General features: G+C 67.2%; 22 protein-coding genes. 15 read left to right on the top strand and 7 right to left on the bottom strand.

The annotated features are described in order from the left end of the window. The first annotated feature begins 2 nt into the window (after positions 1 to 2). The 5 genes from ACSC1S_RS15295 to ACSC1S_RS15275 all read left to right on the top strand — a co-directional run bounded on the left by ACSC1S_RS15295 (position 3) and on the right by ACSC1S_RS15275 (position 2,757). Positions 3 to 725 (top strand): maleate cis-trans isomerase family protein, encoded by a 723-nt coding sequence (locus tag ACSC1S_RS15295; RefSeq protein WP_435365055.1) that lies wholly within the window; start codon positions 3 to 5, stop codon positions 723 to 725. Between the two features lie 25 nt (positions 726 to 750). Beyond that, positions 751 to 1,296: a CDP-2,3-bis-(O-geranylgeranyl)-sn-glycerol synthase gene (locus ACSC1S_RS15290; protein ID WP_435365054.1), complete on the top strand. Its 546-nt coding sequence runs from the start codon at positions 751 to 753 to the stop codon at positions 1,294 to 1,296. Positions 1,297 to 1,479: 183 nt separating this feature from the next. Then, a complete protein-coding gene (gene pyrE / locus ACSC1S_RS15285; RefSeq protein WP_261648726.1) occupies positions 1,480 to 2,013 on the top strand; it encodes an orotate phosphoribosyltransferase in 534 nt (177 codons plus the stop codon). A 145-nt stretch (positions 2,014 to 2,158) separates the two neighbouring features. Further along, complete coding sequence (locus tag ACSC1S_RS15280) at positions 2,159 to 2,410, top strand: hypothetical protein (RefSeq protein WP_261648724.1); 252 nt, start codon at positions 2,159 to 2,161, stop codon at positions 2,408 to 2,410. A gap of 119 nt (positions 2,411 to 2,529) precedes the next feature. Then, positions 2,530 to 2,757 (top strand): hypothetical protein, encoded by a 228-nt coding sequence (locus ACSC1S_RS15275; RefSeq protein WP_435319695.1) that lies wholly within the window; start codon positions 2,530 to 2,532, stop codon positions 2,755 to 2,757. A 44-nt stretch (positions 2,758 to 2,801) separates the two neighbouring features. Here ACSC1S_RS15275 and ACSC1S_RS15270 read toward each other — a convergent pair whose 3' ends face one another. The 4 genes from ACSC1S_RS15270 to ACSC1S_RS15255 are packed head-to-tail and all read right to left on the bottom strand — an operon-like array spanning position 2,802 to position 6,704. Further along, positions 2,802 to 5,192, bottom strand: coding sequence for a heavy metal translocating P-type ATPase (locus tag ACSC1S_RS15270; protein WP_435365053.1), 2,391 nt, complete (start codon positions 5,190 to 5,192; stop codon positions 2,802 to 2,804). Positions 5,193 to 5,210: 18 nt separating this feature from the next. Continuing rightward, entirely contained in the window at positions 5,211 to 5,975 is a 765-nt protein-coding gene (locus tag ACSC1S_RS15265; RefSeq protein ID WP_435365052.1) for a sulfite exporter TauE/SafE family protein, read from the bottom strand. Between the two features lie 2 nt (positions 5,976 to 5,977). Beyond that, entirely contained in the window at positions 5,978 to 6,508 is a 531-nt protein-coding gene (locus ACSC1S_RS15260) for a TlpA family protein disulfide reductase (RefSeq protein ID WP_435365051.1), read from the bottom strand. A gap of 4 nt (positions 6,509 to 6,512) precedes the next feature. Then, the gene (locus ACSC1S_RS15255) at positions 6,513 to 6,704 is read right to left on the bottom strand and encodes a DUF8131 family protein (protein WP_435365050.1); all 192 of its coding nucleotides are present in this window, start codon (positions 6,702 to 6,704) and stop codon (positions 6,513 to 6,515) included. Between the two features lie 176 nt (positions 6,705 to 6,880). Here ACSC1S_RS15255 and ACSC1S_RS15250 point away from each other — a divergent pair, with 176 nt between their 5' ends. The 6 genes from ACSC1S_RS15250 to ACSC1S_RS15225 all read left to right on the top strand — a co-directional run bounded on the left by ACSC1S_RS15250 (position 6,881) and on the right by ACSC1S_RS15225 (position 12,835). After that, entirely contained in the window at positions 6,881 to 7,072 is a 192-nt protein-coding gene (locus tag ACSC1S_RS15250) for a hypothetical protein (RefSeq protein WP_435365049.1), read from the top strand. Between the two features lie 4 nt (positions 7,073 to 7,076). Next, positions 7,077 to 7,637: a cytochrome c oxidase subunit II gene (locus ACSC1S_RS15245; protein WP_435319690.1), complete on the top strand. Its 561-nt coding sequence runs from the start codon at positions 7,077 to 7,079 to the stop codon at positions 7,635 to 7,637. Continuing rightward, positions 7,634 to 9,334, top strand: a complete 1,701-nt coding sequence (locus ACSC1S_RS15240) for a b(o/a)3-type cytochrome-c oxidase subunit 1 (protein ID WP_435319689.1) — start codon at positions 7,634 to 7,636, stop codon at positions 9,332 to 9,334. Before ACSC1S_RS15245 ends, ACSC1S_RS15240 begins: the two co-directional genes overlap by 4 nt. Positions 9,335 to 9,337: 3 nt before the next feature. Continuing rightward, positions 9,338 to 9,841, top strand: coding sequence for a DUF4352 domain-containing protein (locus ACSC1S_RS15235; protein WP_435319688.1), 504 nt, complete (start codon positions 9,338 to 9,340; stop codon positions 9,839 to 9,841). A gap of 264 nt (positions 9,842 to 10,105) precedes the next feature. Further along, entirely contained in the window at positions 10,106 to 12,040 is a 1,935-nt protein-coding gene (gene thrS / locus ACSC1S_RS15230; RefSeq protein ID WP_435365048.1) for a threonine--tRNA ligase, read from the top strand. A 78-nt stretch (positions 12,041 to 12,118) separates the two neighbouring features. Further along, complete coding sequence (locus tag ACSC1S_RS15225; RefSeq protein WP_435319686.1) at positions 12,119 to 12,835, top strand: phosphoribosyltransferase family protein; 717 nt, start codon at positions 12,119 to 12,121, stop codon at positions 12,833 to 12,835. Between the two features lie 22 nt (positions 12,836 to 12,857). On the opposite strand, the gene ACSC1S_RS15220 is transcribed toward ACSC1S_RS15225, so the two are convergent. Continuing rightward, a complete protein-coding gene (locus ACSC1S_RS15220) occupies positions 12,858 to 14,777 on the bottom strand; it encodes a DEAD/DEAH box helicase (RefSeq protein ID WP_435365047.1) in 1,920 nt (639 codons plus the stop codon). A gap of 348 nt (positions 14,778 to 15,125) precedes the next feature. Between ACSC1S_RS15220 and ACSC1S_RS15215 the strand changes: the two genes are divergently transcribed. Then, a complete protein-coding gene (locus ACSC1S_RS15215; protein ID WP_435319684.1) occupies positions 15,126 to 16,574 on the top strand; it encodes an NCS2 family permease in 1,449 nt (482 codons plus the stop codon). Here ACSC1S_RS15215 and ACSC1S_RS15210 read toward each other — a convergent pair whose 3' ends face one another. Beyond that, positions 16,575 to 18,887 carry a DUF2298 domain-containing protein gene (locus ACSC1S_RS15210; protein ID WP_435365046.1) on the bottom strand — a complete coding sequence of 771 codons (2,313 nt, stop codon included), beginning with the start codon at positions 18,885 to 18,887 and terminating at the stop codon, positions 16,575 to 16,577. It lies immediately after the preceding gene. A 167-nt stretch (positions 18,888 to 19,054) separates the two neighbouring features. On the opposite strand from ACSC1S_RS15210, the gene ACSC1S_RS15205 reads away from it, so the two are divergent. Next, on the top strand, positions 19,055 to 19,306 hold the full coding sequence (locus ACSC1S_RS15205) for a glutathione S-transferase N-terminal domain-containing protein (protein ID WP_435319682.1): 252 nt from the start codon (positions 19,055 to 19,057) through the stop codon (positions 19,304 to 19,306). A 56-nt stretch (positions 19,307 to 19,362) separates the two neighbouring features. Here ACSC1S_RS15205 and ACSC1S_RS15200 read toward each other — a convergent pair whose 3' ends face one another. Next, complete coding sequence (locus tag ACSC1S_RS15200; RefSeq protein WP_435319681.1) at positions 19,363 to 20,367, bottom strand: transcriptional regulator; 1,005 nt, start codon at positions 20,365 to 20,367, stop codon at positions 19,363 to 19,365. Positions 20,368 to 20,665: 298 nt separating this feature from the next. On the opposite strand from ACSC1S_RS15200, the gene ACSC1S_RS15195 reads away from it, so the two are divergent. Next, positions 20,666 to 22,585, top strand: coding sequence for a right-handed parallel beta-helix repeat-containing protein (locus ACSC1S_RS15195; RefSeq protein WP_435365045.1), 1,920 nt, complete (start codon positions 20,666 to 20,668; stop codon positions 22,583 to 22,585). Between the two features lie 72 nt (positions 22,586 to 22,657). Beyond that, positions 22,658 to 23,932, top strand: a complete 1,275-nt coding sequence (locus ACSC1S_RS15190; protein ID WP_435365044.1) for a TiaS agmantine-binding domain-containing protein — start codon at positions 22,658 to 22,660, stop codon at positions 23,930 to 23,932. Positions 23,933 to 23,996 lie beyond the last annotated feature (64 nt).

Here is a 23,996-nt window from a genome sequence, read left to right as displayed (position 1 = left end):
CCATGTCGGGCCAGCCAACGAAACTCGGTTTCGTCGTCCCGTCCTCGAACACGACGGTCGAACGCGAACTCGCGGTAACACTGACCGGTGGCGTCTCGTTCCACACGGCCCGGATGCCGCTGCAGAACGTGACCGTCGAGGAGCTCGATGCGATGGCCGACGATGCGGTCGCCGCAGCCGAGCGACTGTCCCACGCCGAGGTCGACGTTGTCGCGTACGCCTGCACGACCGGGAGCCTCCTGCACGGTCCTGGCTTCGACACCCAGTTAGAGGAGGACCTCTCGGAAGCGACGCAGGCTCCGGCGGTCGCGACCGCCCGGTCGGTGAAGCGGGCGCTCGACGCACTTGGCGCAGAATCGGTCGCGCTCGTCACGCCGTACACCGACGACCTGAACGAACGTGAGGTGGACTTCCTCGAAGCCGAAGGTGTCTCGGTCGCGAGCGTCGACGGTCGCGGCATCGAGGCCAACACGGAGATCGGCGCGCTCACGCCGAGCGACGCGGCACAGCAGGTCCGCGACGCCGTCGGCGACGAGGTCGCGGCCGACGCGATATTCGTCTCGTGTACGAACTACCGGACGTTCGCGGCCGTCCAGGACCTCGAAGCGGCCTTCGACGTCCCGGTCGTCACGAGCAACACGGCGACGCTGTGGGACGCGCTCCGGGCCGCCGGGGAAGCGACCGACTGCGTGCCCGGTCACCTCGGACGAATCACAGGTCGTTAAGAGCCAGGGCTGTTTTCGGTCGAGTATGGACCTCGTCGCGACGGTCGTGCTCGCCTTCTGGGCGATGCTTCCGGCCTACGTCCCGAACAACGCCGCCGTGCTGGTCGGCGGCGGCCCGCCCATCGACGGCGGCCGGACCTGGAAGGGTCGCCGGCTGCTCGGTGATGGCAAGAGCTGGCGCGGGACCATCGGCGGCACGCTCGCCGGGATGGGCCTCGCGTTCGGCCTGTCGGCCATCGCCGATCCGATGAGCGAGGCGCTCGGAGTGGCACTCCCGGCCTTCCCGCTCGTCGTCGCGTTCACGCTCTCGTTCGGCGCGATGCTCGGCGACATCATCGCCTCGTTCCTGAAGCGCCGGACCGGCCGCGAGCGTGGGGCCTCGTTCCCCGGTCTCGACCAGCTGGACTTCGTGGTCGCGGCGCTCGTGTTGACGGCGGTCGCCGACCCGGGCTGGTTCGGTGACGTGTTCACCCTGCCGGTGCTCGCGGTCGTCCTCCTCATCACGCCGCTGTTGCACCTGGGGACGAACGGCATCGCCTACGTGTTGCACCTGAAAGAAGAGCCGTGGTAGGCACTGTACGGCCATAGTGGCGAACAGACGGCACGCCGCAGCAGGGGCGGGTATCGCTGTGCCGTGCACCCGCGAGACGACACCCGGTCTCGGTCAGACCACGTCGGGTCTGTGCCGGCATCGCGTTTGAACGCTCGGACGAATCCACGGGGCTTATGCTCGCCCGCATCCCGTTCACGAGCAATGGCGTCCGAGGAACTCATCGCGGCCCTGAAGGCGGCCGACGCGGTCCAGTTCGGCGAGTTCGAACTGAGCCACGGCGGCACCAGCGAGTACTACGTCGACAAGTACCTGTTCGAGACGGACCCGACCTGTCTCGACCTCATCGCAGAAGCGTTCGCCGAGCGCGTCGCCGACTCCGACGCGAAGCTGGCCGGCGTCGCCCTGGGTGGCGTCCCGCTGGTCGCGGCGACCGCACTGAAAGCCAAACGGCCCTACGTCATCGCCCGCAAGCAACAGAAGGAGTACGGGACGGCGAACCTCGTCGAGGGACGCCTCGAGGAGGGCGAGGAGGTCATCGTCGTCGAGGACATCGCGACGACGGGCCAGTCCGCCGTCGACGCAGTCGAGGCGCTCCGCGACGCGGGCGCGGTCGTGAACCGGGCGCTCATCGTGGTCGACCGCGAGGAGGGTGGCCGCGAGAACCTCGCGGAGGCCGGCGTCGAGATGGAAGCGCTCGTCACCGCGAGCGAGCTGCTGGCCGACGCGGAGAACTGAGGCGGTTCGACGCTCGCTCCCTCGCGAACTGTGACAGGACAGCCGACCGTCGAGTGAACCGGTCATCCCGGCGCTGTTCCCCGTTCTCAACACTTTGGAATCGGCTTCTGTTTTTATCCTGTTTCCCGTCCTCTCTCTAGCTGTCATGAGCATCAAGCAACGTCGGAACGCTGGTCCCGGAATCAAACTCGAAGTAATTCAGGCCGTGTTCCTGCTGATCGCCGGACTCCTCGTCTCAGCAGGTGCGTACCTCCTGCTGTCGGACGCTGGCGTCAGCATCGAACTGACCGGCCTGTTCGCGATCTCGGTCCTCTTCGGCGCGATGGTCGTCGGCGGGGCCTGGCTCCTCGGCCGGAAGAAGCCGCGCGAGTCGCCCGAGGTCGAGTTCCGCCCCTGAACGGCTGTTTCTGCTGTCATCCCACCTGTGTTGTTCCGTCGAGCGGCGGCGCTCCTCGGCGTTCGCGGTTTGTTCAATACGGGAGATATTTTTTGTACGGGTCGCTCCACGAGGCGAGTATGGGGCTCCTGAAACGAGTTGTCAGGTATCTCGGCGGCACAGTCGCGCTGAGCGGACTGGCGGTCGCGACGGCGTTCCTCGGGAACAGAACGGCCGACCCGCTGGCGGCGAGCTTCGTCCAGCCGTTCACCGTCTGGACACAGGTGCTCGGTATCAGTGCGGGCCTCGTGGTACTCGTCCTCGGGCTGGCGCTCGTCGGACAGACTGGGCCAGCGTCCCGCTGGTAACTGCCGCACCGCGACCAGGCTGGTTACTCGTCTCTCGCCGTCTCTCACAGCGACCGCGAGGAGTTCGCCACGACGAGCAGGCTGCTCGCGGCCATCGCGACCGCCGCAACCAGGGGATTCAGGTTGCCCGTCGCGGCGACCGGGATGGCGATGGCGTTGTAGGCGAGTGCCCAGCCGAGGTTCTGGCGGACCCGACGCTTCGCGGCCCGCGTCAACTCGAACACTCGCGAGACGGCGGCGAGGTCGTTCTCGGTGAGCACCACGTCGGCGGCGTCGGCCGCGAGCGCGGTCCCGCCGCCCATGGCGATGCCCAGGTCGGCGGTCGCCAGCGCGGGGGCGTCGTTGCTCCCGTCACCGACCATCGCGACGGTTCCGCGTTCCTGCAGGCGCTCGACGATCTCGGCCTTGGCTTCGGGTGGAACGCCCGCGAACACGTGGTCGACGTTCGGGGTCACCCGGAAGCGTTCGGCCGCGCGTTCGTCGTCGCCGGTGATAACTGCCACCTCGCGCTCGTCGGTGGCGAGGTCGGCGACCACCGAGTCCCATTCCTCGCGAGCGTCGTCGCCGACCACGACGAGGCCACGGACCGCGCCAGCCCAGCCGACCACGACCGGGACGTTCCCGGACGCGCGGGCGGCGTCCACCCGGGCGTGGAGGGTTTCCGGGACGGGCCACTCGCGGGCCGCGAAGAGGTCCGGGTGGCCGACGACCACACGCTCGCCGGCCACGTCGGCTGAGACGCCGCGACCGGGGTGCGCCTCGAAGTCGGTGACGCTGTGGTCCTGGTCGGGTGCGACCTCGGCGATGGCCGCACCGATGGGATGCTCCGAGAGAGCTTCGACCGCGCCCGCCCGGGCGAGGAGGTCGTCTTCGGTGGTGTCGTCGCCGGGGACCACGTCGTGGACCCGCATCTGCCCGGTCGTGAGCGTCCCGGTCTTGTCGAAGGCGACCACGTCGAGCTGGGTCGCGGTCTCGAACACGCTGGAATCGCCGACGACGATGCCCTCGTCGAGGGCCGCCCCGACCGCCGAGGCGACCGCGAGCGGGGTCGCCAGCCCGAGGGCGCAGGGGCAGGAGACGACGAGTACGGCGAGGCCGGTGAGCAACGCGCCCGTGACGCCCGCCCCCGAGACGAGCTGCCAGCCCGCGGCGAGGACGGCCACGACGAGGACGAGCGGGACGAACACCGCGGCGAGGCGGTCCGCGAGGCGCTGGACCCCGGTCCGGCCGGTCTGGATGTCCCACATGAGCGTGACGAGGCGGTCGAGGGTGCTCCGGGCGTCGTCGGCGACTTCGAGGACCAGTGGGGCGTCGGTGACGACCGCACCCCCCACGACTTCGTCGCCCGCCTCGACGCGCTCCGGGACGGACTCGCCCGTGACGAGGGACTCGTCGACCGCGGCGGTGCCTTCCTTGACGACACCGTCGGCGGGCACGCGCTCACCGGGTTTGACCAGCACTGCCTCGCCGCCGGTGAGGTCCTCGACCGACACCTCGACGGTGTCGCCGCCGGGGAGTCGTTTTCTGGCGGTCCGGACCTGTTCCTCGGTGAGTTCGCCCAGCCGGTCGGTCGCCCGGCGCTTGATGCGCTTCTCGTAGTAGTTCCCAATGGAGACGACCAGCACGACCACGACGGTGATGTCGAAGTACACCTCGGTCCCGCCGGTGAGGAGGACGGCGACCGAGTAGACGAAGGCGTTCACCGCGGCCAGCGCAACCAGCAGGTCCATGTTCGGGATGCCCGAGCGCAGGCTGACGTACGCGCCCTGCAGGATGGGGTAGCCGGTGTAGCCGAGGACGACCGCGGCCATCACGGCCATGTTCGCCAGCAGGTACTGGCCCGCCGACCCGGCGACGTTCATGAGCAGGTCGTCGGGGTTCACGCCGAGGTACGCCGGGTAGAGGAAGAGGACGTACCACAGCATCGTCATCATCCCGAAGAAGCCGCCGACCAGCAGGCGCATGAGTTCGGTCCCGTCGTCCTCGTGCTCCTCGTCCAGCAGGCGGGCCCGGTAGCCCGCGGTGGTGAACAGGTCGGGGAGGCTGGCCTCCGAGCGCTTCCGGGGGTCGTAGCGCACCCGGACGAGTTCGCTGGCGTAGCTGGCGTCCACGTCGACCACGCCGGCTTCCTGCCGCCCCGACCCTTCGAGGAACGCCTCGCAGGTCGCACAGTGCATGCCGTCGACCGCGAGGTAGGCCGTCTCGGCGTCCTCCATGGACTCCGTGGACGCCTCGAAGGCGTCCCGCACGTCGCCGGGGCGCTCGATGTCGTCGACAGCGCCCAGTTGCCGCGACACCTCGCAGCAGCCCTGGCAGCAGAACGTCCCGTCCACGTCGGCCGCCGTGATGGGGGACTCCGGCGTCGGCAGACCGCACAGCGAGCACTCGTCGGCGGTCTCGTCGGCCGGGGTCTCGGATGGATGCTGCGTACTCATTGGCGATGCGATGGGGTGTCAGGCAGGGATGGTCGGGCCGGGCATCGGGAGCGGGACGTGCGGGACGTGGATGCCAAGCAGCATCAGCCCGTGGGAGAGCGGGATGTACCCCAACACGAGGAACGCCGCCCCGAGCGCCCGATGGAGGTGCGAGCGCCACCGGGCGTCGGCGGACTGGAAGAGGGTCCCGTACGCGAACAGCGTCGGGATGGTCCCGAGGCCGAGGACGCCCAGCGACAGCCCCCCGGCGAGGGGTGAGCCGGTCGCCAGCGCGTACAGGTACGCGGGGTAGATGATGGGGCACGGGAGCAGCCCGTGGACCGCGCCGAGGCCGACGATTCGCGGGCCGCGGACCCACGAGTCGACGTGGGCCGTGAGCGCCCCGTAGACCCGCTGGAAGGCGCTTCCCACGAGCGGAATCGACACGCCGTGACCGACCGTGCGCCCCCGGAACAGGTAGCCCGCACCGGTCACGAGGATGAAGCCGCCGACGAGGACGCCCGTCACGCCCCGGAGACCGTCAGCGAGTGGCGTCACCGCGGCCGCGTCGAAGACGAGCATCCCGAGCAGGCCCATCAGGCCCCCGATGGCGGCGTAGCTCAGGGTTCGCCCGAGGTTGAACAGGAGGTGCTGGCGCAGATCCCGGAAGGAGACACGTTCGCGGTCTGCACCCATCCGGTCGGCGTACAGCGTGACCAGGGGGCCACACATGCCGAGACAGTGCGCCCCGGCGAGGAGGCCGACGACGAGGAACACGCCGAGGGTCGCCGGGTCGGGGACCATCGTCAGCCCGTCACCTCTTCGACCTTGGCGACGATGCGGTCGGCCGGAACGATGCTCGGCCGGGCCGTCTCGCGGTAGGCGACGTGGCCGTCGGGGGTGACGATAGCGAGAAAGGGAATCTGGCGGGCGTCCAGCGCGTGGACGAGTTTCGCCTCGCGGTCGTGCGCGAGCGTCCAGTCCCCGTCGGCCTCGCGCCACCACTCCCGCAGGCCCGAAGGCGAGATGCCGGTCTCGCCGACGGGTTCGCCCGTGACCGAGACGAAGTGGGCGGCGTCACCGAGTCGGGTTCTGGCTGCGGCGACCGCCCGGGTCTGCGGTTTACAGGGACCACACACCGTCGCGAAGAGGTCGAGGACGACGGGGCGGTCGTCCGGGATTGTCACGGTCCCCGCTTCGCTTCCCCGCGCGTCGAGCGTCTGGACCGTGGTCTCTCGGAGTCGCTCGGTGCCGTTCCCGGTGGCGGCCCACGCGCCCGCCCCGATACCGAGGCCTGCGGCTCCGGCGGCCGCACCGAGGAACGTTCGGCGTCGCATGTGCTCAGTGGCCTGCGGCGTGGTCGCCCTCGTGCTCCGTCGGAGACAGCATGTAGTAGAGTCCGCCGGCGATGAGGAGGACGTTCAGCAGGGCGAGCACGACGGGCCACATCCCCTCTATCGCGGCGTAGGCCACCACGGGGAGCAGGGCGAGCAGTCCCACACCCGCGACGAATTGCGTTCGGTCGAGGTTCATGGACCATGCTACTCGTTCCTCCCTCTTTGGCCTACCGCCGGTTCCAACAGCATGAGAATTCACCCCCTATTATAGTGTGGGTGGCCCACAACTGCCTGCCTGTCTATGCGCAGCACGAGTAGCAGTACGGGTCACGCGCGCCCCCAGGGCGGGTGCGCTCGAGACGGGGTGTCGATATGAGTACGGAGGTACCACAGGCGGAGGACACCGCCGAGACCGACGACGTCGTCAGGGAACTCGGTCACGACGAGTTCGACCCGGTCGGAACGGCGTCACTCATCGTGGTGTACTTCCTCATCCTGGTACTCCTGTGGGGGTTCATGTACTTCATCGAGTTCCTCGGCAACGGACCGACGGTGATCGGGTGAGACCATGCACATTCACAGGTTCGAGAAGCTCTGGCTCGGTGTTGCATTGTTGCTCATCGTCGGCTTCATCGCGACGATCACCTACGGTGCCATCGGTGCCGGAGTCGAGATGGTCGACGACGAGGGCGGGCAGGTCGACCCACAGGCACTCGACGAGCACCCGGAGTTCTCCGACCCGGGTGTCGTCAAGACCGGCCCGAACGAGTACCACGTGTACATCGTCGCTCGACAGTTCAGCTACAACCCGGGGACGCCGGACGTGTCCCGGCCGATCCGGGTGCCGACCGACGCGAACGTGACCTTCCACATCACCAGTAGCGACGTCATCCACGGGTTCGAGCTGGCGGGGACGAACATCAACACGATGGTCATCCCCGGACAGGTCGCGACCATCAAGACGCGCTTCGACGAGGCCGATACGTACGGCATCGTCTGTCACGAGTACTGTGGCGCGAACCACCACAACATGGAGGGCAAGGTCATCGCCGTCCCGTCTGACCAGTACACGTACAACGGGACGAGCAGCAACAACTCGAGTAGCGCCATGACGGGGGTCCCGGCATGAGCACGACGACCACGCACTTCGTCGACGAGTACCCGTTCGAGGCGAAGGTCACCCGGGTCTGCCTGGCCATCGCGTTCGGGTCGCTCCTCATCGGCGGCCTGATGGGGCTGGTGCAGGCACTCCACCGCACGGGTGCCCTGCGTATCATGCCCTCGGCGGACTACTACACCGTCCTGACGGGCCACGGTGTCCTGCTCGCGCTCGTCTTCACGACCTTCTTCATCTGTGGCCTGTTCACCTGGGGCATCACCCGGAGCCTGGAGACCCCCATCCCCAACCGGAACATCACCCGCGCCTGGGTGCTGCTGATGGCGCTCGGGTCCGTCCTCGCGACGGTCGCCATCCTGGGCGGCTTCGCGGGCGAGATTCCGTTCCAGGCCGACGTGCTGTTCACGTTCTACGCGCCGCTGAAGGCACACCCCATCTTCTACATCGGGCTGGCCGCGTTCCTCGTCGGGACGTGGATCGCCGGCCTCGACTGGTTCCGGACCTTCTACGTCTGGCGGCAGGACAACCCGGACGAGCGCGTCCCGCTCCAGACGTTCATGGTGCTGACGACGATGCTCATGTGGTACATCTCGACGTTCGGCGTCGCCGTCGAGGTGCTCTTCTTCCTGCTGCCGTGGTCGCTCGGTCTCTTCGAGACGGTCGACCCGCTGCTGACCCGGACGCTGTTCTGGTACTTCGGCCACCCGGTCGTGTACTTCTGGCTGATGCCCGCGTACTTCGTCTGGTACACCATCCTGCCGAAGCTCTCGGGCGGGCGGCTGTTCAGCGACCCGCTGGCCCGCGTCGTGTTCATCCTGTTCCTCATCCTCTCGACCCCGGTCGGGTTCCACCACCAGTACATGGACCCCGGCATCCCGAGTGGCTTCAAGTTCGTCGCGATGACGAACACCATGTTCCTCCTGCTGCCGAGCCTGCTGACGGCGTTCACCGTCGTCGCCAGCATGGAGCACGGCGCGCGCCAGCGCGGCGGCGAGGGCCGCTTCGGCTGGCTTCGCGCCCTGCCGTGGGATAACCCGGCCTTCGCCGGGTGTGCGCTCGCTGGGCTGATGTTCGCCGCCGGGGGCTTCTCCGGCATGATAAACGCCGGGATGAACATCAACTACCTCATCCACAACACGCTGTGGGTGCCCGGCCACTTCCACCTCACCGTCGGCACCGCGGCCGCCCTGACGTTCATGGCCATCACGTACTGGCTGTGGCCGCAGGTCACCGGCAAGCGCCTGCAGTTCCGCGGCGTCGCGGTCGCCCAACCGTTCGTCTGGTTCCTCGGGATGACGCTCATGTCGAACGCCATGCACCGCGCTGGCCTCGCGAGCCTGCCCCGCCGGACGGCCGAACCCGAGTGGGGGCGCGTCACGGGCATCGCGTACGAGACGCCGTTCGGGACCGTCGCGGAGATGCAGCTCCAGATCGCCATCGGGGCGGTCCTGCTGTTCGTCTCCCTTGGCATGTTCTGGCTCGTCTTCGCCGGGACGTGGAACGCCGACCGCGAGAAGAGCAAGGTCGTCGTCGACGGCTTCATCCCGGAGCCGCTGTCCGGGCCGAGCGACAGCCCGCGGATCCTCGACAACTTCAAACTGTGGACGGCGCTGGCCATCGTCCTCATCCTGATCGCCTACGGCATCCCGGTCGTGGACCTGCTGGCGGATGGGGCGCTCACGCCGGGCTCGCCGCCGATCAACCCCTGACCGATGGAGCGCCGGACCCTCATCCGACTGCTCATCGTGGTGGGCATCGGCATCCCGCTGGTCATCGAGGGGGCGACGTTCTTCGGGCTGGTGTCGAACCAGCTCTTCGGCGGGGAGCAGCCGGCGGACCAGCGCGAGCCCGTCGGTATCGGCGACGAGGTCGTGCTGACGACGGAGCAGACGGAGCGACTCACGGACGCCCACTTCGAGACGGTCGACGGCGAGCGCCGACTGGTCGTCGAGGTGACCGTGCGCAACACCGGCAACGACCCCTACGAGTTCCGGGTCGACAGCGTGACGCTGGAAGACGGGACGACCCTGTCGGCGAACGCCTCGACCGGCAGGCTCGCCCGTGGGGAGACGGCCACGGTGTCGGCTTCGTGGGCCGTCGACGAGGGCGTCGCGGTCGCCTCACTGAACGCCACCTCGGTCGTCTCGACCGATAGCGTCACCGTGAGGAACCAGCACTCCGTGCCACTCGCGCCCGTCACCGAACGGGACGGGTGAACCGCCCTCGTCACGGCCAGAAACTGCGCTTTCGCTGACAGTGACACGTCGGACTTTCTATCTCAAGCCCCGACACCACCGTGTGATACATTCCCACGCATGTTTTCGATTAAATGAAACGCAACTCTTTTCTCGCACAACCGGGTATGGAAAAGTACGATGGTAGGTGTCTGCTTTACAGGTCGGGTTTGTACCCGCTAAATCACAACTTCACCTACCGGTTCTCGCGTTGGCAGACACTGACCAGCCTGAGGAACGTCACCCATGTCGAAATCAGAACAACAGATAGCGGTAGTACTACCAGACGGCTCGGAACTCGCGGTCTCGAAAGGGGCGAGCGTCGAGGACGTCGCGTACGAGATCGGCCCCGGTCTCGGGAAGGACACGGTCGCCGGGAAGATCGACGGCGACCTCGTCGCCAAGGAAGCGACCGTCTACGACGGCGCGAAGATCGAGATCGTCACGGACCAGTCCGACGAATACGTCGAAGTCATGCGTCACTCCGCGGCCCACGTCCTCGCACAGGCCGTGCTCCGTGAGTACCCCGACGCGAAGCTCGCCATCGGTCCGCCGACCGACGAGGGCTTCTACTACGACTTCGACGACGTCGACATCGACTCCGACGACCTGCCCGCACTGGAAGCGGAGATGCGCGACATCATCGAGGCCGACCTCGACATCGAGCGCGAGGTCGTGAGCTACGAGGACGCCAAGGAGCGCCTCGCCGACCAGCCCTACAAGCTTGAGCTGCTGGAGGAACTCCACGACGAAGGCAAGGAGATCACTTTCTACAGCCAGGGCGACTTCGAGGACCTCTGTGCCGGCCCGCACGTCGCCTCGACGGGCGAGATCGGCTGCATCGAGCTCATGGAGATCGCCGGCGCGTACTGGCGCGGCGACGAGGAGAACGAGATGCAGACCCGGGTCTACGGGACGGCCTTCGAGAAGGAGTCCCACCTCGAACAGTTCCTCGAGCGAAAGGAGGAGGCCGAGCGACGCGACCACCGCAAGATTGGCAGCGAGATGAACCTCTTCTCCATCCAGGACGTGACGGGACCGGGCCTCCCGCTGTACCACCCCAACGGGAAGACCATCCTGCGCGAACTCGAGCGCTTCATCGAGGGGATGAACCTCGATGCTGGCTACGAGTACGTCGAGACCCCCCACGTGTTCAAGACGGACCTCTGGAAGCAGTCGGGCCACTACGAGAACTACCACGACGACATGTTCCTGTTCGACGTGGGTGACGACGAGTACGGCCTGAAGCCGATGAACTGCCCGGGTCACGCCGCCATCTACCAGGACCACTCCTGGAGCTATCGCGAACTGCCCATCCGCTACGCCGAGAACGGGAAGGTCTACCGCAAGGAACAGCGCGGGGAGCTCTCCGGGCTCTCGCGCGTCTGGGCGTTCACCATCGACGACGGCCACCTGTTCGCCCGCCCCGACCAGATCGAGGCGGAGGTCGAGGCCATCATGGACATCATCATGCAGATCCTCGACACCTTCGGGCTGGAGTTCGAGGTCGCGCTCGCGACCCGTCCCGAGAAGTCCGTCGGCAGCGACGAGATCTGGGAGCAGGCCGAGGAGCAACTCACCTCGGTCCTGGAGAAGCGTGGCATGGACTACGACCTCGAAGAGGGTGACGGCGCGTTCTACGGCCCGAAGATCGACTTCGCGTTCACCGACGCCCTCGGGCGCAAGTGGGACGGCCCGACGGTCCAGCTCGACTTCAACATGCCCGAGCGCTTCGACCTGAGCTACGTCAGCCAGGAGAACGAGCACGAGCGCCCGGTGATGATCCACCGCGCGCTGTACGGTTCCTACGAGCGCTTCTTCATGGTCCTCATCGAGCACTTCGCGGGCAAGTTCCCGTTCTGGCTCGCCCCCGAGCAGGTCCGCATCCTGCCCATCTCGGACGACAACCTCGAGTACGCCTACGAGGTCAAAGAGCAGTTCTCGGAGTTCCGTGTCGAGGTCAACGACCGCGACGCGACCATCGAGCGCAAGATCCGCGGCGCACACAACGACCGCGTGCCGTACATGATCATCGTCGGCGACAACGAGGAGGAGGCCGGCAACCTCTCCGTGCGTGACCGCAAGGAGCGCCAGGAGTACGACGTCGACACCGACGAGTTCCTCGAGCACCTCCGTGCCGAGCGCGACCAGAAGCACGTCGAGCCGAACTTCCTGAGCTAGGACGAGCCCACGGTCGTGCCCACTTTCTAACCCGACCGATTCGATGTATTCATGATTGTGTAGTCGTGCATAGTGGGTATGAACCGAGCCGAGAAGGCGGCCCTCCAGCTGCGCGCCGTCGACGTCCTCCAGATGTTGAAGGAGACGCGGACGTACGACGAGCTGGCGGCGCTGACGGGGCTGCCGGCAGGCGACCTGAACCGCTACGTGAACGGGCACGTCCTTCCGAGTGCTGACCGGGCCCGGGAGGTCGTCGAAGGGGTCGGTCGCGACGAACTTGCCGCGGAACTGGGCGCGCGCATCCGGGTCGACGACGAGGGCTACGTCGATAATTCGGCAGCTGTCTTCGACCAGGCCTTCCTCGACCTCGTCGCGCCGGTCGCCGCGGACGCCTTCGCCTTCGACCGCCCCGACGCCGTCCTGACGGCCGCGACCGACGGCATCACGCTCGCCGCCTCGATGGCGAGCTACTTCGGCGCGGACTGCGTGTACGCGAAGAAGTCGAAAGAGACCGCGGTCGAGGAGTTCATCGAGGCCCGCCAGCGCCTCCAGTCCGGCATCGAACTCACCTACTATCTGCCGGCGTCGGCGCTCGACGCGGGTGACTCCGTGCTCGTCGTCGACGACCTCATCCGCTCCGGCGAGACCCAGGAACTCCTGCTCGACATCGTGGCCGACGCGGGGGCCGACGTGGCGGGCGTGTTCGCGCTCATCGCGGTCGGTGACGAGGGCAAGGAACGGGCGGCCGAGCGGACCGACGCGCCGGTCGGCGCGCTGGTCGACGTCGAACCCTGATTCTGGCTGCGTCTCCCTGCTGTCACACGTCGCGCTCGACCAGCGACTCGCGCGTCTCCCGGATGACCCGGGCGACGCGCGTCACGTCCGTGCCCTCGTCGGCGATGTACTCCGCCAGTGACTCGGTCGCCGTCAGGAGCCAGGCAGCGCGCTCGGCGATGCGGCGCACGTCGCCCGGGCCGACCCCGTAGCGTTCAGCCACCGTGTCGGCGTCCGCGCCCTCGGACCAGTCCGAGAGCATCTTCGCGGTCTTGAACACGTCCAGCCACGCCTGGAAGTCGCCGTCGAAGTCCATCACCGACTTCGTGAGTTCGGACTCGCGGCGCATCGCCTCGTCGGTGAGCCGACCGGCCTCGTCGTTTCTGGTGTAGAGTTCGGGCATGTCGGTGGTGTCACAGACGAGTTCGAGCACGGTGAGGGGGGTGAGCCGCGGGTTGTCGGCGGCCCGGCCCAGGGCGTCGATGACGGACGCGCCGGTGACGGGGTCGACGTACACCCGGGAGACGAGGGAGCCGAGTTTCGTCGCCCGGAGGCCGTCGGTGCGGTCGAGCATGCCCGCCGATTCGAGGTAGTCGAGCACGTCGTCGACGACGGCCTCGAGGTCGCTGCCGGGGCGCTGGTGGCCGTAGAACGTCTCGTCGAGCAGTTCGAGGACGGCGGCACGGGAGTCCGCGAAACCCGAGGCGACGGTCGAGAGGACGTGCGTTCGCAGGGAGACCTCGCTGTGGAGCTTCGAGGTGACGCGCTCGGGGTCGGCGCCGATGTAGCGCTCGCGCAGGGTGTCGGCCTCGCCGTCGCGGGCGACCAGCATCGCCTCGCCGTAGGGGTCGAGGTGGGGGCGACCCGCCCGGCCGAACATCTGGTGGACTTCGAGGACGGGCAGAGGCTCCATCCCGGTCCCGTCGTAGCGTTCGTGGTCGCGGACGACGACCCGGCGGGCGGGGACGTTCACGCCCGCGGCGAGGGTGGGGGTGGCGACGATGACCTTCAGCTCGCGGTCGCGGAACGCGGTCTCGACCAGTCGGCGGTGTTCGGCAGACAGGCCGGCGTGGTGGAAGGCGACCGCGTTCGCGGCACACCGGGCGAGTTCCATCCCGGTGTCGGTGGCGGCGCTGACCCGTAACTCCTCGGCGACTTCTGGCGCAGAATCGAACCACTCGTCCACGAGGTCGGTCGCGAGGCCCTGTGCGGCCCGGCGCGAGGAGACGAACACGAGGCACTGGCCGCCGTCCTCGACCGCGTCACGGGCCAGCGCCACGGCGGCGGGGTCGCCACCGGTGTCGACGTCGCGCTGCTCGCCGTCGTCGAAGCTGATGGTCTCCTCGGCGTACACGCCCGTTTTCAGGTCGACGGGCCGCCAGGTGGAGCGGACCAGTTCGGCGTCGAGCCAGTCGGCGATCTCTTCGGCGTTGCCGACCGTCGCGGAGAGCCCGACCAGCTGGATGTCCGGCGTGAGCCGGCGGAGTTTGGCGATGGTGACTTCCAGCGTGGGCCCGCGGCCGTCCGCGTCGAGCAGGTGTATCTCGTCGACGACGGCGCAGTCGATGGCCTCGACCCACGCCGCCCCGTTCCTGATGGCAGAATCGACCTTCTCTGAGGTGGCGACCACGATGTCGTGCTCGGCGAGGTCCTCGTCGGTCGCGTCGAAGTCGCCCGTCGAGATGCCGACCGAGACATCGGGCAGTTCGCAGAACTCGTCGTACTTCTCGGTCGCGAGCGCCCGGAGCGGGACCACGTACAGGGCGGGGCCGTCGCTCGTGAGCATCGCGAGCTGGGCGACGAAGGTCTTCCCGGAGGCGGTCGGCACCGCGGCGAGGACGCGGCCGCCCTCGCAGACACCGGCCTCGACCGCTTCGACCTGTGGGGGATAGAGTTCTTCGACCCCCTTCGCGTGGAAGTGGTCGACGAATCGGTCGGCGAGGGGCAGGTCCGCGACGTCCATTGCCATGACGTTGTGCGTCCCGGTATAAAAATTGGCGTAGTGACTCTGGATTGAAAGTTTTCGGGACGGCGTCCCGAACGACGGTCGGTACGGTCCGTCTGCCGGATGCAGATGGACCGACTGGTGTGCTGGGTTCCTCAAAACGAGGTGATAGGTGTGTGGTTCACGGGCCGGTATCCACCCCGTCCGCGACCCGCGAGGCATGAATCAGAAAGCCGATGGTCGTCGTGGCGCTCTGTCGGCTTTCGGAGGGTACAACCGTGAAAATATACAGGATTGTGTGTATCCCAGGGCTGAATTTCCGTAAGACTTTAATTTAGTAATTCTGTGGTTGGCCATACGTGCATTATGGGTTCCAGTGAAAGCACGGCAAACCAGTCCACGTCCACGGGTGGGGACAGCTGGTTCGCCGACTACTTCGGCTTCGAGGAGCACGGGACGAACCTGAAAACAGAGATTGTCGCGGGTATCACGACGTTCCTGACGATGAGCTACATCGTCGCCGTCAACCCCGCCATCATGAGCAACGCGGTGCAGATCCAGGGCTACTCCCAGGGACAGGTCATCCAGATGCTGGCGGTCGTCACCATCCTGGCGAGCGTCGTCGCCACGACTGTCATGGCGTTCTACGCGAACAGACCGTTCGCGCAAGCGCCCGGGCTCGGCCTGAACGCGTTCTTCGCGTTCACCGTCGTCCTCGGGCTCGGCATCCCGTGGCAGACCGCCCTCGCCGCGGTCTTCGTGGAGGGTGTCATCTTCATCGTCCTCACGGCGGTCGGCGCGCGTGAGTTCGTCGTCGGCCTCATCCCTGAACCGGTCAAGTTCTCGGTCGGGACCGGTATCGGGCTGTTCCTCGGCATCATCGGCCTGGAAGCGATGGGCGTCATCACCGGCGAGGGTGGTACTATCGTGGCGCTCTCGTCCATCGCCCAGAGTCCGGTCGCCATCGTCTCGATTCTCGGCCTCTTCCTCACCTTCGGGCTGTACGCCCGCGGCGTGAAGGGGTCCATCATCATCGGTGTCGCTGTGACGACGCTCGTCGGGTTCGGCCTCTCGTTAGCTGGCTACGCGCCGACGGTTCTCTCCGGAGCGTTCATCAACGAGCAGGGGGCCTTCGTCGCGAGCGAACTCCCCGCGGCCACCTACGACATCACGCCGCTGGTCGGCGCGTTCATCAGCGGCTTCGGCAACGTCGAGGCGTTCACCTTCGCGCTCGTCGTGTTCACGTTCTTCTTCGTCGACTTCTTCGACACCGCCGGCACCCTCGTCGGCGTCGGACAGGCGGGTGACTTCCTCGACGAGGACGGCGAACTCCCCGACATCGACAAGCCCCTGATGGCCGACGCGGTCGGTACGACCGCGGGCGGTATCCTGGGCACGTCGACGGTCACGACCTACATCGAGTCCGCGACGGGTGTCGAGGAGGGCGGTCGCACCGGCATGACGGCCCTCGTCGTCGCGCTGCTGTTCCTCGTCTCGCTCGTGTTCGTCCCGCTCGCGGCGGCGATTCCGGTGTACGCGTCGCACCTCGTGCTCGTCGTCATCGCGATTCTGATGCTGCGCAACGTCGTCGAGATCCAGTGGGACGACATCACGCACGCGGTGCCGGCCGGCCTGACCATCATGGTCATGCCGTTCACGTTCTCCATCGCGTACGGTATCGCGGCAGGTATCCTCAGCTACCCGCTCGTGAAGACGGCAGCGGGCGAGTTCGACGACATCTCGGCCGGGCAGTGGGTGCTCGCCGGGGCGTTCCTCGTCTACTTCGTCGTCCGTACCGGCGGCGTCCTCGGCTGATCACGGACAACTTACGTTCTCCGCGGCGCACATCGCCGTCTCGTTGACGGCGTAGATGGTCACGGTCCCGCTCTGGTGGGCGACCGTGATTCCCGGTTTCTCTTCGAACGCGACCAGTTTCCGGTCCGGATACGCGAGCGTCGGCCGGTCGTACTGGCGGCGCTCGTCGGGTCCGACGTAGACGTACTGTACGTCGTATCTGGCCAGCAGCTGCGCCGACGCTGACCAGTTACCGCTGTATATCGCTGCGGTGTCGTTCACCCGGCTCTCGTACGGTTCCATGCCGCGATAGCCGGCCTCGTGCTCCCAGCCGACGACGGTCGGGAGGGCGGTCAGGGTCGCCGGCGCGGAGTGCCACGTGTACGTCTCGTCGCCGGCCTGGGTGAGGATGGTCGGCGTCCCGTCTCGCTGGTTCAGCCAGTCGATGGCCGCGGATTCGTTGGGGTGGGCCCGCTCGACGTATCGCGTCGCGTCGAGCGAGAGGTCTGCCTGCCCGGGGTTCGAGACGACCGGGTCGACCTGGGTGTTGTAGACGAGCACCGGGAACGCGCAGGTCGAGACCAGGACGGCGACGAGCAGGACGCTCGTCAGGACGGTCTTCGAGGGCGCCGCCGGGAGGTCCCGGTTCTGTCCGAGCGCTCGCAGCGACTCGTGCAGTCGGTCGTGCCACCGGCCGAGCACGACACCCAGCCCGACGCCCCACAACGTCCAGACCTGTATGGATACCTTGTAGACCGTGTTCCACCGTTCGTGGCCGCCGACCGGCCAGACCCGGGCGTAGGCGAGTTCCACGATGAGCAACAGCCCCGCCCCCGCGAGCACGAGTGCGGCGGTGAAGTCGGCCCGGGCCCGCGAGAGCACCCAGCCCGCCAGGAACAGGGGGCCGAGGACGGCGAGGGCTGCGAAGTCGACGGCGAGACCAGCAACCGACACCAGGAGCACGAGGCCGACGCCCGCGGTTCGCCACCGAGAGCCCGCGGTCCACGACAGCACCCGCGGCAGCAGGACGAGCGCGAACGGCACGGCGAACAGGCCCCACGCGAGCAGGAACGGCACGAGTGCGCTCCGCGGTGGGAACAGCCCGACGCCACGGCTCACCGGCGTGTGGTCGAGCAGGAACGGTGCCGCGACGAGCGCGCCGCCGACCCCGACCACGACGGCGCTCACCGCCGCGGAGGCATGTCTGGTCACCTCCCGCCGCCAGCGACTCCCCCGGTCGAGCCCGGGGAACGGGTGATCGCCCGCACAGGCGACCGTGAGGGCGACGAGGCCGCAGGCGGTCGGGACGCTCCAGAGGTTCGTCAGTGCGAGAAGGCCGACGACCGGAATCACCGCGAGCAGGCGGAGCCAGCGCTGCGGGTCGGTGCTCGGGGCTCGCCACCACGCGAAACAGAGCGCGGCGACCAGCAGGAGGAACGGCAGTGCCATCATGTGGGCGTGGAGGTCGCCGTTGACGTACTCCCACGAGGGCGAGACGACGAGCGTCCCGTCCAGCACGTACCGGGTGTTCCAGTAGCCCCAGTTCGCGTAGCCGATGACGCCGTCGAGTGCCTCGCCGGTGGGTGCGCGGATTCCCGCGACGGCGGCTCGACCGTACTGCTCGACGAGCGAGTCGGGCAGGAACCCGAGGAACACCCGGACCATGGGTGCGAGGTTGTTCCCGAACGCGACGACCACCGCGGCGGCCACGCCCGCAGCCCGGGGCGACCGGTCCCGCGCGTCGGCGATGGTCCCCGCGAGACTGTACGCACCCGTCGCGATGCAGGCGAAGAAGGTCGGTATCGCCAGATTGTAGGCGTACCTCGACTCGACGCCGGACAGTTTCGCGACGATTCCTGCGACGAGGTGGCCGCCGTAGTAGTAGCGCAGTCGTTCGCCCGCGAACCAGAAGTCCTCGGGCGGAAGCTGGTCGGCGCGCAGGACTCCACGGAGGAGCCCGTAGTCGAGGAACTTCTCGCCGCCCGGCGGGATGGCGGCAGGGTGGACGAGACGAAGGGACAGCATGGCCGCGAAGGCGACACCGAACACCGCGGCTGTTTCGAGGGCGGTTCGGCGGGGAACGGGTGGTGCGACTCGGCTCGCGAGGAGGCTCAGACCGGCGAGGAGCACCACCGCTCCGATGACCGTAGTGGTTGTGAAGCTGACCTGTCCAGCCCAGTAGGTGAACAGGGTCACCACGACCAGGGCGATGGGGAGGGCGAACGCGGTGCCGTGGTCATAAGACCGTGGGAGGGCGGCGGCCGCGAGCGGGGTCCCGACGGTTGCGAGCAGGGCGAGCACGATGAGCCACACCACGAGTGGGCTCACCAGCACGTGTCGAAATTATCAGAGAAACAGAGGTAAGTGTCTTGTGCACCGGTGGTCCGCCTGCCATGGGTTGCCGGGCCATTCTCGCCGTTCAGCTCCCGGCGGTGGTCTGGCACCGGGCACACACAGGACCGCTGGCCTCTTTATATAGGGATTCCTACGTCCGGCCAGCCATGACGCTCGAACTGTACGAACTGCCCGGGTGCCCGTACTGCGCGAAAGTGAAGTCCAAGCTCGCCGACCTCGACCTGGAGTACGTCTCCCACGAGGTGCCGCGCTCGCACTCCGAGCGCACCGAAGTCGAGGATATCAGCGGCCAGACGGGCGTGCCCGTCCTGGTCGACACCGAGCACGGCGTCGACGGGATGCCCGAATCGGACGACATCGTCGCCTACCTGGAGAAGACCTACGGCGCGGAAGCGTAAGCCGGCCGCTACACGCTGTCTGTTTCGACGAGAGAACGACCGCCGCCAGTGCCGACTCAGGCCGGCTCCTCTTCCACGTCGGTCCGCTCGCGGATGAGGTCGCGCAGGTCGTCGGCGTCGCGCATCTGCTCGACCTCCTCGCGCTCGATGATGGCGGTTCCATGCACGGACTCGCGCTTCGAGCGGTCGACGAAGTACACCGACCGGGTGCGGGTCACCGACCCGATGGAACTCATGATGCGGGCGCGCTTTTCGGCGGCCTTCGTGAACTTCGAGTGGCCGGTGAGCAGCGTGTGCTCGCGGACGTCACGGTGTGACACCGGCCCCTCGTCGTCGGCCTCGTTGTCCTCGCTGACGGCCTTGAACGGCGAGCGAAGCGTCGGATGCACGTCGTAGCCGACGCGGGTCATCACGGTCACGATGGGTTCGTCGTCCGGGTCGGCCTCCGGGTCGTCCGGTGTCGGCTCGGCCTCGCGCACCTCGTCGGCCCCGTCCATCACGTCGACCGGGGCGGTCAGGGGTGCGTCGAACATCTCTTCGAGGCGCATCGCCACGTCGACGGAGGCGTTCATGCCGTCCTCGTACTTCGAGACGGTACGCCGGGAGACGCCGAGTTCGCTCGCGAGCTGTCCGAGGCTCATGTTCTGCTGTTCGCGCTCGTCCGCCAGCAGCTCGCCGTCGATGTTGACGTACAGGCCGCCGGGAGCCGCGTAGATGAGCGGCGGCACCTTCTCGACGAACAGGTCCATCGCGGTGTTGGGTGCCATGACGGGAACGCCGTGGCGGAAGTACACCACGTCGGGCTTGAGGTCCTCGTCGCGCGTTCTGAGACCGATGACCAGGGGCGTCGCGTCCAGGTACGACCCGAGCCGTCGCATCTCCGCGCCGGTCGCCGCGTCGAAGGCGTCGATGTTCGAGAGGATCTTGACGAGGACGAGTTCCTCGCCCCGGCGGGCTGCCAGGTCGAAGCTCTTCGGACGGATGACGCACCGGTCGCTCACGCGGAAGCCTGCATCCTGCAGCATGGCGGTGAGGTTCTCGACCAGTGCATCCCGAGACATACGGACACGTAAGTTGTTTCTCGCATATATGTGTTGTGTCGGAGCGAGGGTGGGTGAGTCGGGCGTTTTCGCGGGTATCGCTCCGGGGCGGTGGTGGTGGACAACCGTGCCCGAACCGGTCCTGGCGGGCTGCTCGAAGATTCGTGTCTGGCGCGGGGGAGGCAGTGTCTCGTGCGGAACCACAAACAGAAACACAGTCTGTGGATTCCGGGCCCCACACGCCGATTCGCTCGGTTCAGCCGACCCATCCCGGATGGCCACCAGTTATTTGTCATCCTGATTTGACTGTCAACCCAATATGGGGATTGGACCAACGCAGCGACGAGCATTCCTCAAGAAGTCGCTGATGGCAGGTGGTATCGGACTCGTCGGAACGACCACGGCGACGGCGGCACGCGAACTCACGGTCGACAAGGACGACCCGGATGCGTACGACCGGATTCAGCGGGCTGTCGCGGAGGCACCCGACGGGGCGACCATCCACATCGCGGGTGGCACCTACGAGCAACAGGTCGGCATCCCGTCGTCGAAATCGCTCACGTTGCGAGGCGACACCGGCGGCGACGAACCCGGGGCGGGCCCGGATGCGCCGGTTATCGACGGCGGCGGTGTGGCAGGGGCCGGTGGCATCTCGATGGAGAACACCGAGGACGGTCCCTCGTTGACCATCGAGGGCGTCGTCATCAGGAACTTCGGCGTGGACCTCAACTCACCCGGACAGGAGACCAACGAGGCTGGGGCTGGCATCCAGACCGGGTACCGGTCCAACGTCACCATCCGTGACGTCTCGATGGACCATATCGTCGGGTCGGCTGTCGCTGTGTACAACGGCGGACGGGGAACCTCACGGAACTGGACGGTCGAGCGCTGTCGGTTCGATTCGATTGCACACACGGCAATCAATCTGTCCGGCGTCAGCGATTCGGTGGTTCGGGACAACGTGATAACGGCTTCCGACTCGGTCCCCGACGCGGAGGGGAACTGGTGGGAGCAGAACACACCCGACGGCAATCCCGTAAACGGCATTCGAATCCAGGCCAATGCACAGGACGGTCGGACTTCGGTATCGCGGAACGTCACGGTCGCGGCCAACGAGGTCGTCGGCCGGTTCGACATCTCTGGTATCAAGGTGTTCTCTCACAACTACTCCGGGGCGCAGTCGCTCGTCGAGCAGGTCACCATCCGGGACAACACCGTCGAACTCACCTCGGACGGCGACGATGACATCCAGGCCAACGAGAAACACGGCATCATTCTGGACGCGAACGGTGGGCCGGACTGGTCACGAGCCGCGGCGATTCGTGACGTGACTATCGAGGGTAACCGGGTCACCGGCGCGAACCACGCCTACAAGTTCCTGGCCATGTCCTCGTTCACGTCGGACTCGGACACGAAAAGCGGCGTCCGAGACGTGGTCTGTCGCGACAACGAGGCGGTCGACTGTGGCACCGGCTGTATCCCACTGACGACTCGTGCCGGTGACCTTGCCGACGTCACCGTCGAGGAGAACCGGTTCGAGAACTGCCAGCTCGGGGTCAACGTGTGGAGCCGTGGCCGTCTGGTTCGCGGTGTTACCGTTCGAAACAACGAGATTCATCGAGATGTCCGACCCGACGAGTACGCGGAGAGGCACGGAATCCAGATCGTCGGCTACGGTGCTGATATCGAGGACATCCAGGTGACTGAACAGGACATCTCGAAGTACAACCTCGGTGTCGTCGTCTTCGGGGTGGGAGACACCAGTCGTGACGGCCGGGCTGAACACGCTACTGTACGGAACGTGGTGGTCACCGACTGCACCATCTCGAACAACGACGTCGGCATGCTCACCTGGGGATACGACGATGATTCCACGCTCGAGGCCACCGTGGAACGAACGACCTTCGAAGCAAACGAGAGAGGTGTCACAACCCGGGGGACCGCCTCCGGGGACGACCTCCACGTCCACCACTGCAACTTCCTCGACCACACCGAGGTCGCCGCGACGAACGAATCCGGCAACGGTGTGGTCGACGCGACCTGCAACTTCTGGGGGCACCCGACCGGCCCGACGACCGACGGGAACAACGCGGGCCGGGGAGAGCGCGTCGGCGACGGTGTCGACTACGACCCGCTGCTCCCCCAGCGGTTCGAGCGCGTCTCGGAGCACGCCTGCCATCCGGCTCCCGGCGGCTCCGGGAACGGCGACGACGAACAGGGCAACGGGACGGGCACGTAACGTCGCTGCACTCCCCAATTCTTCGGGTACGAGTCGAAACCCCGATAGCCACCGCCCTACTTCTCGCACACGATGACGGTCATCGGGCTGGACGACACGGACTCTCGCACCCGCGGGATGTGCACGACCTACGTCGCGAACCGGGTCGCTGCGCGTCTGCGCGACCGCGGCGCGACGGTCGAGCGCCTGCTCCTCGTCCGGCTCAACCCCGCGGTGGAGTTCAAGACCCGCGGGAACGCGGCCCTCGCGATTCACACCGATGCCGACCCGGAGACGGCCCTCGAACTCGCCCGCGAGGAGCTGGATGGAGCCGCTGAAACCGACGACCCGATGACCAACCCCGGCCTCGTGGTCGCACCTGGGTCTCCAGACGAGGTGCCCGACGCGGTCGCCGAGTTCGCCTGCGATGCCCTCCGCGAGATTATCCCGGTCGACCGAGCCGAAGCACTGGCCGACGAGTTCGAATACGCCCGCGCCGGCTGGAAGAACTCGCAGGGACTGGTCGGTGCGCTCGCCGCCGTCGGTGCCTGGACCGCCTTCGACGACTGGACGACCGAGCACATCAGCTACCGCGAGCCCGAGCGATGGGGCACCGAGCGCGACATCGACTACGACTCGCTCTTCGCGGCGGCAGACGAGTACTACCCCCGCGCCTGGGACACCGTGGACCGGGTCGAAGGGGAGGCAGTCTGCGTGCCGCACACACCGTGTCCCATCCTGCACGGGATTCGTGGCGATGACCCTGAGGCCTGCCGGAATCTAGCAGGAGCCATCGACTCGGAGCCGGTGTTCGACGCGGCGACGTTCCAGACGAACCAGGGGACTGACGCCCATCTGGCGCCCGGGGAACTCGGCTCCTTGAACGAAGACCGGGCGTACCGAGTCTCGGGTGTCGTCGCCTCAGAGCCCGAGACGAGGCGGGGCGGGCACGTCTTCTTCGAGTTCGGGGATTCAGCGGGTGAGACGTCCGTCCAGTGCGCCGCCTTCGAACCCACGAAGCGCTTTCGCGACCGGGTTCGCACTCTCCGAGAGGGAGACGAACTCACGGTCTGTGGCGAGGTCACCGATGGAACCCTGAAGCTGGAGAAGTTCGCGGTTCGCGAACTGAACCGGACTGGCTACGAGACCCCCGTCTGTGACGGCTGCGGGAACACGATGAAGTCCGCGGGCCGGAACCAGGGCTATCGATGCCGGGACTGCGGGACCGATGCGTCGGGGAAGGTCGAGGTTTCGGTCGAGCGCGAGCTGGAGACCGGGTGGTACGAGGTCCCGCCGTGTGCTCGCAGGCACGTCGCGAAACCGCTGGTGCGGGGTGGGTTCGACGCCGAAACACATCCTGAGCGTTGACGCAGTCGGTTCTGGTTGATTCTGGTAGTGTTTCGAGCGTTGCGGCTGGTTCGACTTCGTCGAC

This window comes from Haloarchaeobius pelagicus (assembly GCF_051207375.1).
Lineage (GTDB): Archaea > Halobacteriota > Halobacteria > Halobacteriales > Natrialbaceae > Haloarchaeobius.
This window is presented reverse-complemented; position numbering and strand designations above follow the sequence as displayed.

What these genes read in the sequence shown, in the direction of transcription:
- ACSC1S_RS15215 (WP_435319684.1), top strand. Translation starts at nt 15,126, where the DNA reads ATGGGTTCCAGTGAAAGCACGGCAAACCAGTCCACGTCCACGGGTGGG.
- thrS (WP_435365048.1), top strand. Translation starts at nt 10,106, where the DNA reads ATGTCGAAATCAGAACAACAGATAGCGGTAGTACTACCAGACGGCTCG.
- ACSC1S_RS15250 (WP_435365049.1), top strand. Translation starts at nt 6,881, where the DNA reads ATGAGTACGGAGGTACCACAGGCGGAGGACACCGCCGAGACCGACGAC.
- ACSC1S_RS15205 (WP_435319682.1), top strand. Translation starts at nt 19,055, where the DNA reads ATGACGCTCGAACTGTACGAACTGCCCGGGTGCCCGTACTGCGCGAAA.
- ACSC1S_RS15295 (WP_435365055.1), top strand. Translation starts at nt 3, where the DNA reads ATGTCGGGCCAGCCAACGAAACTCGGTTTCGTCGTCCCGTCCTCGAAC.
- ACSC1S_RS15225 (WP_435319686.1), top strand. Translation starts at nt 12,119, where the DNA reads ATGAACCGAGCCGAGAAGGCGGCCCTCCAGCTGCGCGCCGTCGACGTC.
- ACSC1S_RS15235 (WP_435319688.1), top strand. Translation starts at nt 9,338, where the DNA reads ATGGAGCGCCGGACCCTCATCCGACTGCTCATCGTGGTGGGCATCGGC.
- ACSC1S_RS15220 (WP_435365047.1), bottom strand. Translation starts at nt 14,777, where the DNA reads ATGGACGTCGCGGACCTGCCCCTCGCCGACCGATTCGTCGACCACTTC.
- ACSC1S_RS15275 (WP_435319695.1), top strand. Translation starts at nt 2,530, where the DNA reads ATGGGGCTCCTGAAACGAGTTGTCAGGTATCTCGGCGGCACAGTCGCG.
- ACSC1S_RS15195 (WP_435365045.1), top strand. Translation starts at nt 20,666, where the DNA reads ATGGGGATTGGACCAACGCAGCGACGAGCATTCCTCAAGAAGTCGCTG.
- ACSC1S_RS15280 (WP_261648724.1), top strand. Translation starts at nt 2,159, where the DNA reads ATGAGCATCAAGCAACGTCGGAACGCTGGTCCCGGAATCAAACTCGAA.
- ACSC1S_RS15245 (WP_435319690.1), top strand. Translation starts at nt 7,077, where the DNA reads ATGCACATTCACAGGTTCGAGAAGCTCTGGCTCGGTGTTGCATTGTTG.
- ACSC1S_RS15240 (WP_435319689.1), top strand. Translation starts at nt 7,634, where the DNA reads ATGAGCACGACGACCACGCACTTCGTCGACGAGTACCCGTTCGAGGCG.
- ACSC1S_RS15290 (WP_435365054.1), top strand. Translation starts at nt 751, where the DNA reads ATGGACCTCGTCGCGACGGTCGTGCTCGCCTTCTGGGCGATGCTTCCG.
- ACSC1S_RS15200 (WP_435319681.1), bottom strand. Translation starts at nt 20,367, where the DNA reads ATGTCTCGGGATGCACTGGTCGAGAACCTCACCGCCATGCTGCAGGAT.
- ACSC1S_RS15260 (WP_435365051.1), bottom strand. Translation starts at nt 6,508, where the DNA reads ATGCGACGCCGAACGTTCCTCGGTGCGGCCGCCGGAGCCGCAGGCCTC.
- ACSC1S_RS15190 (WP_435365044.1), top strand. Translation starts at nt 22,658, where the DNA reads ATGACGGTCATCGGGCTGGACGACACGGACTCTCGCACCCGCGGGATG.
- pyrE (WP_261648726.1), top strand. Translation starts at nt 1,480, where the DNA reads ATGGCGTCCGAGGAACTCATCGCGGCCCTGAAGGCGGCCGACGCGGTC.
- ACSC1S_RS15255 (WP_435365050.1), bottom strand. Translation starts at nt 6,704, where the DNA reads ATGAACCTCGACCGAACGCAATTCGTCGCGGGTGTGGGACTGCTCGCC.
- ACSC1S_RS15270 (WP_435365053.1), bottom strand. Translation starts at nt 5,192, where the DNA reads ATGAGTACGCAGCATCCATCCGAGACCCCGGCCGACGAGACCGCCGAC.
- ACSC1S_RS15265 (WP_435365052.1), bottom strand. Translation starts at nt 5,975, where the DNA reads ATGGTCCCCGACCCGGCGACCCTCGGCGTGTTCCTCGTCGTCGGCCTC.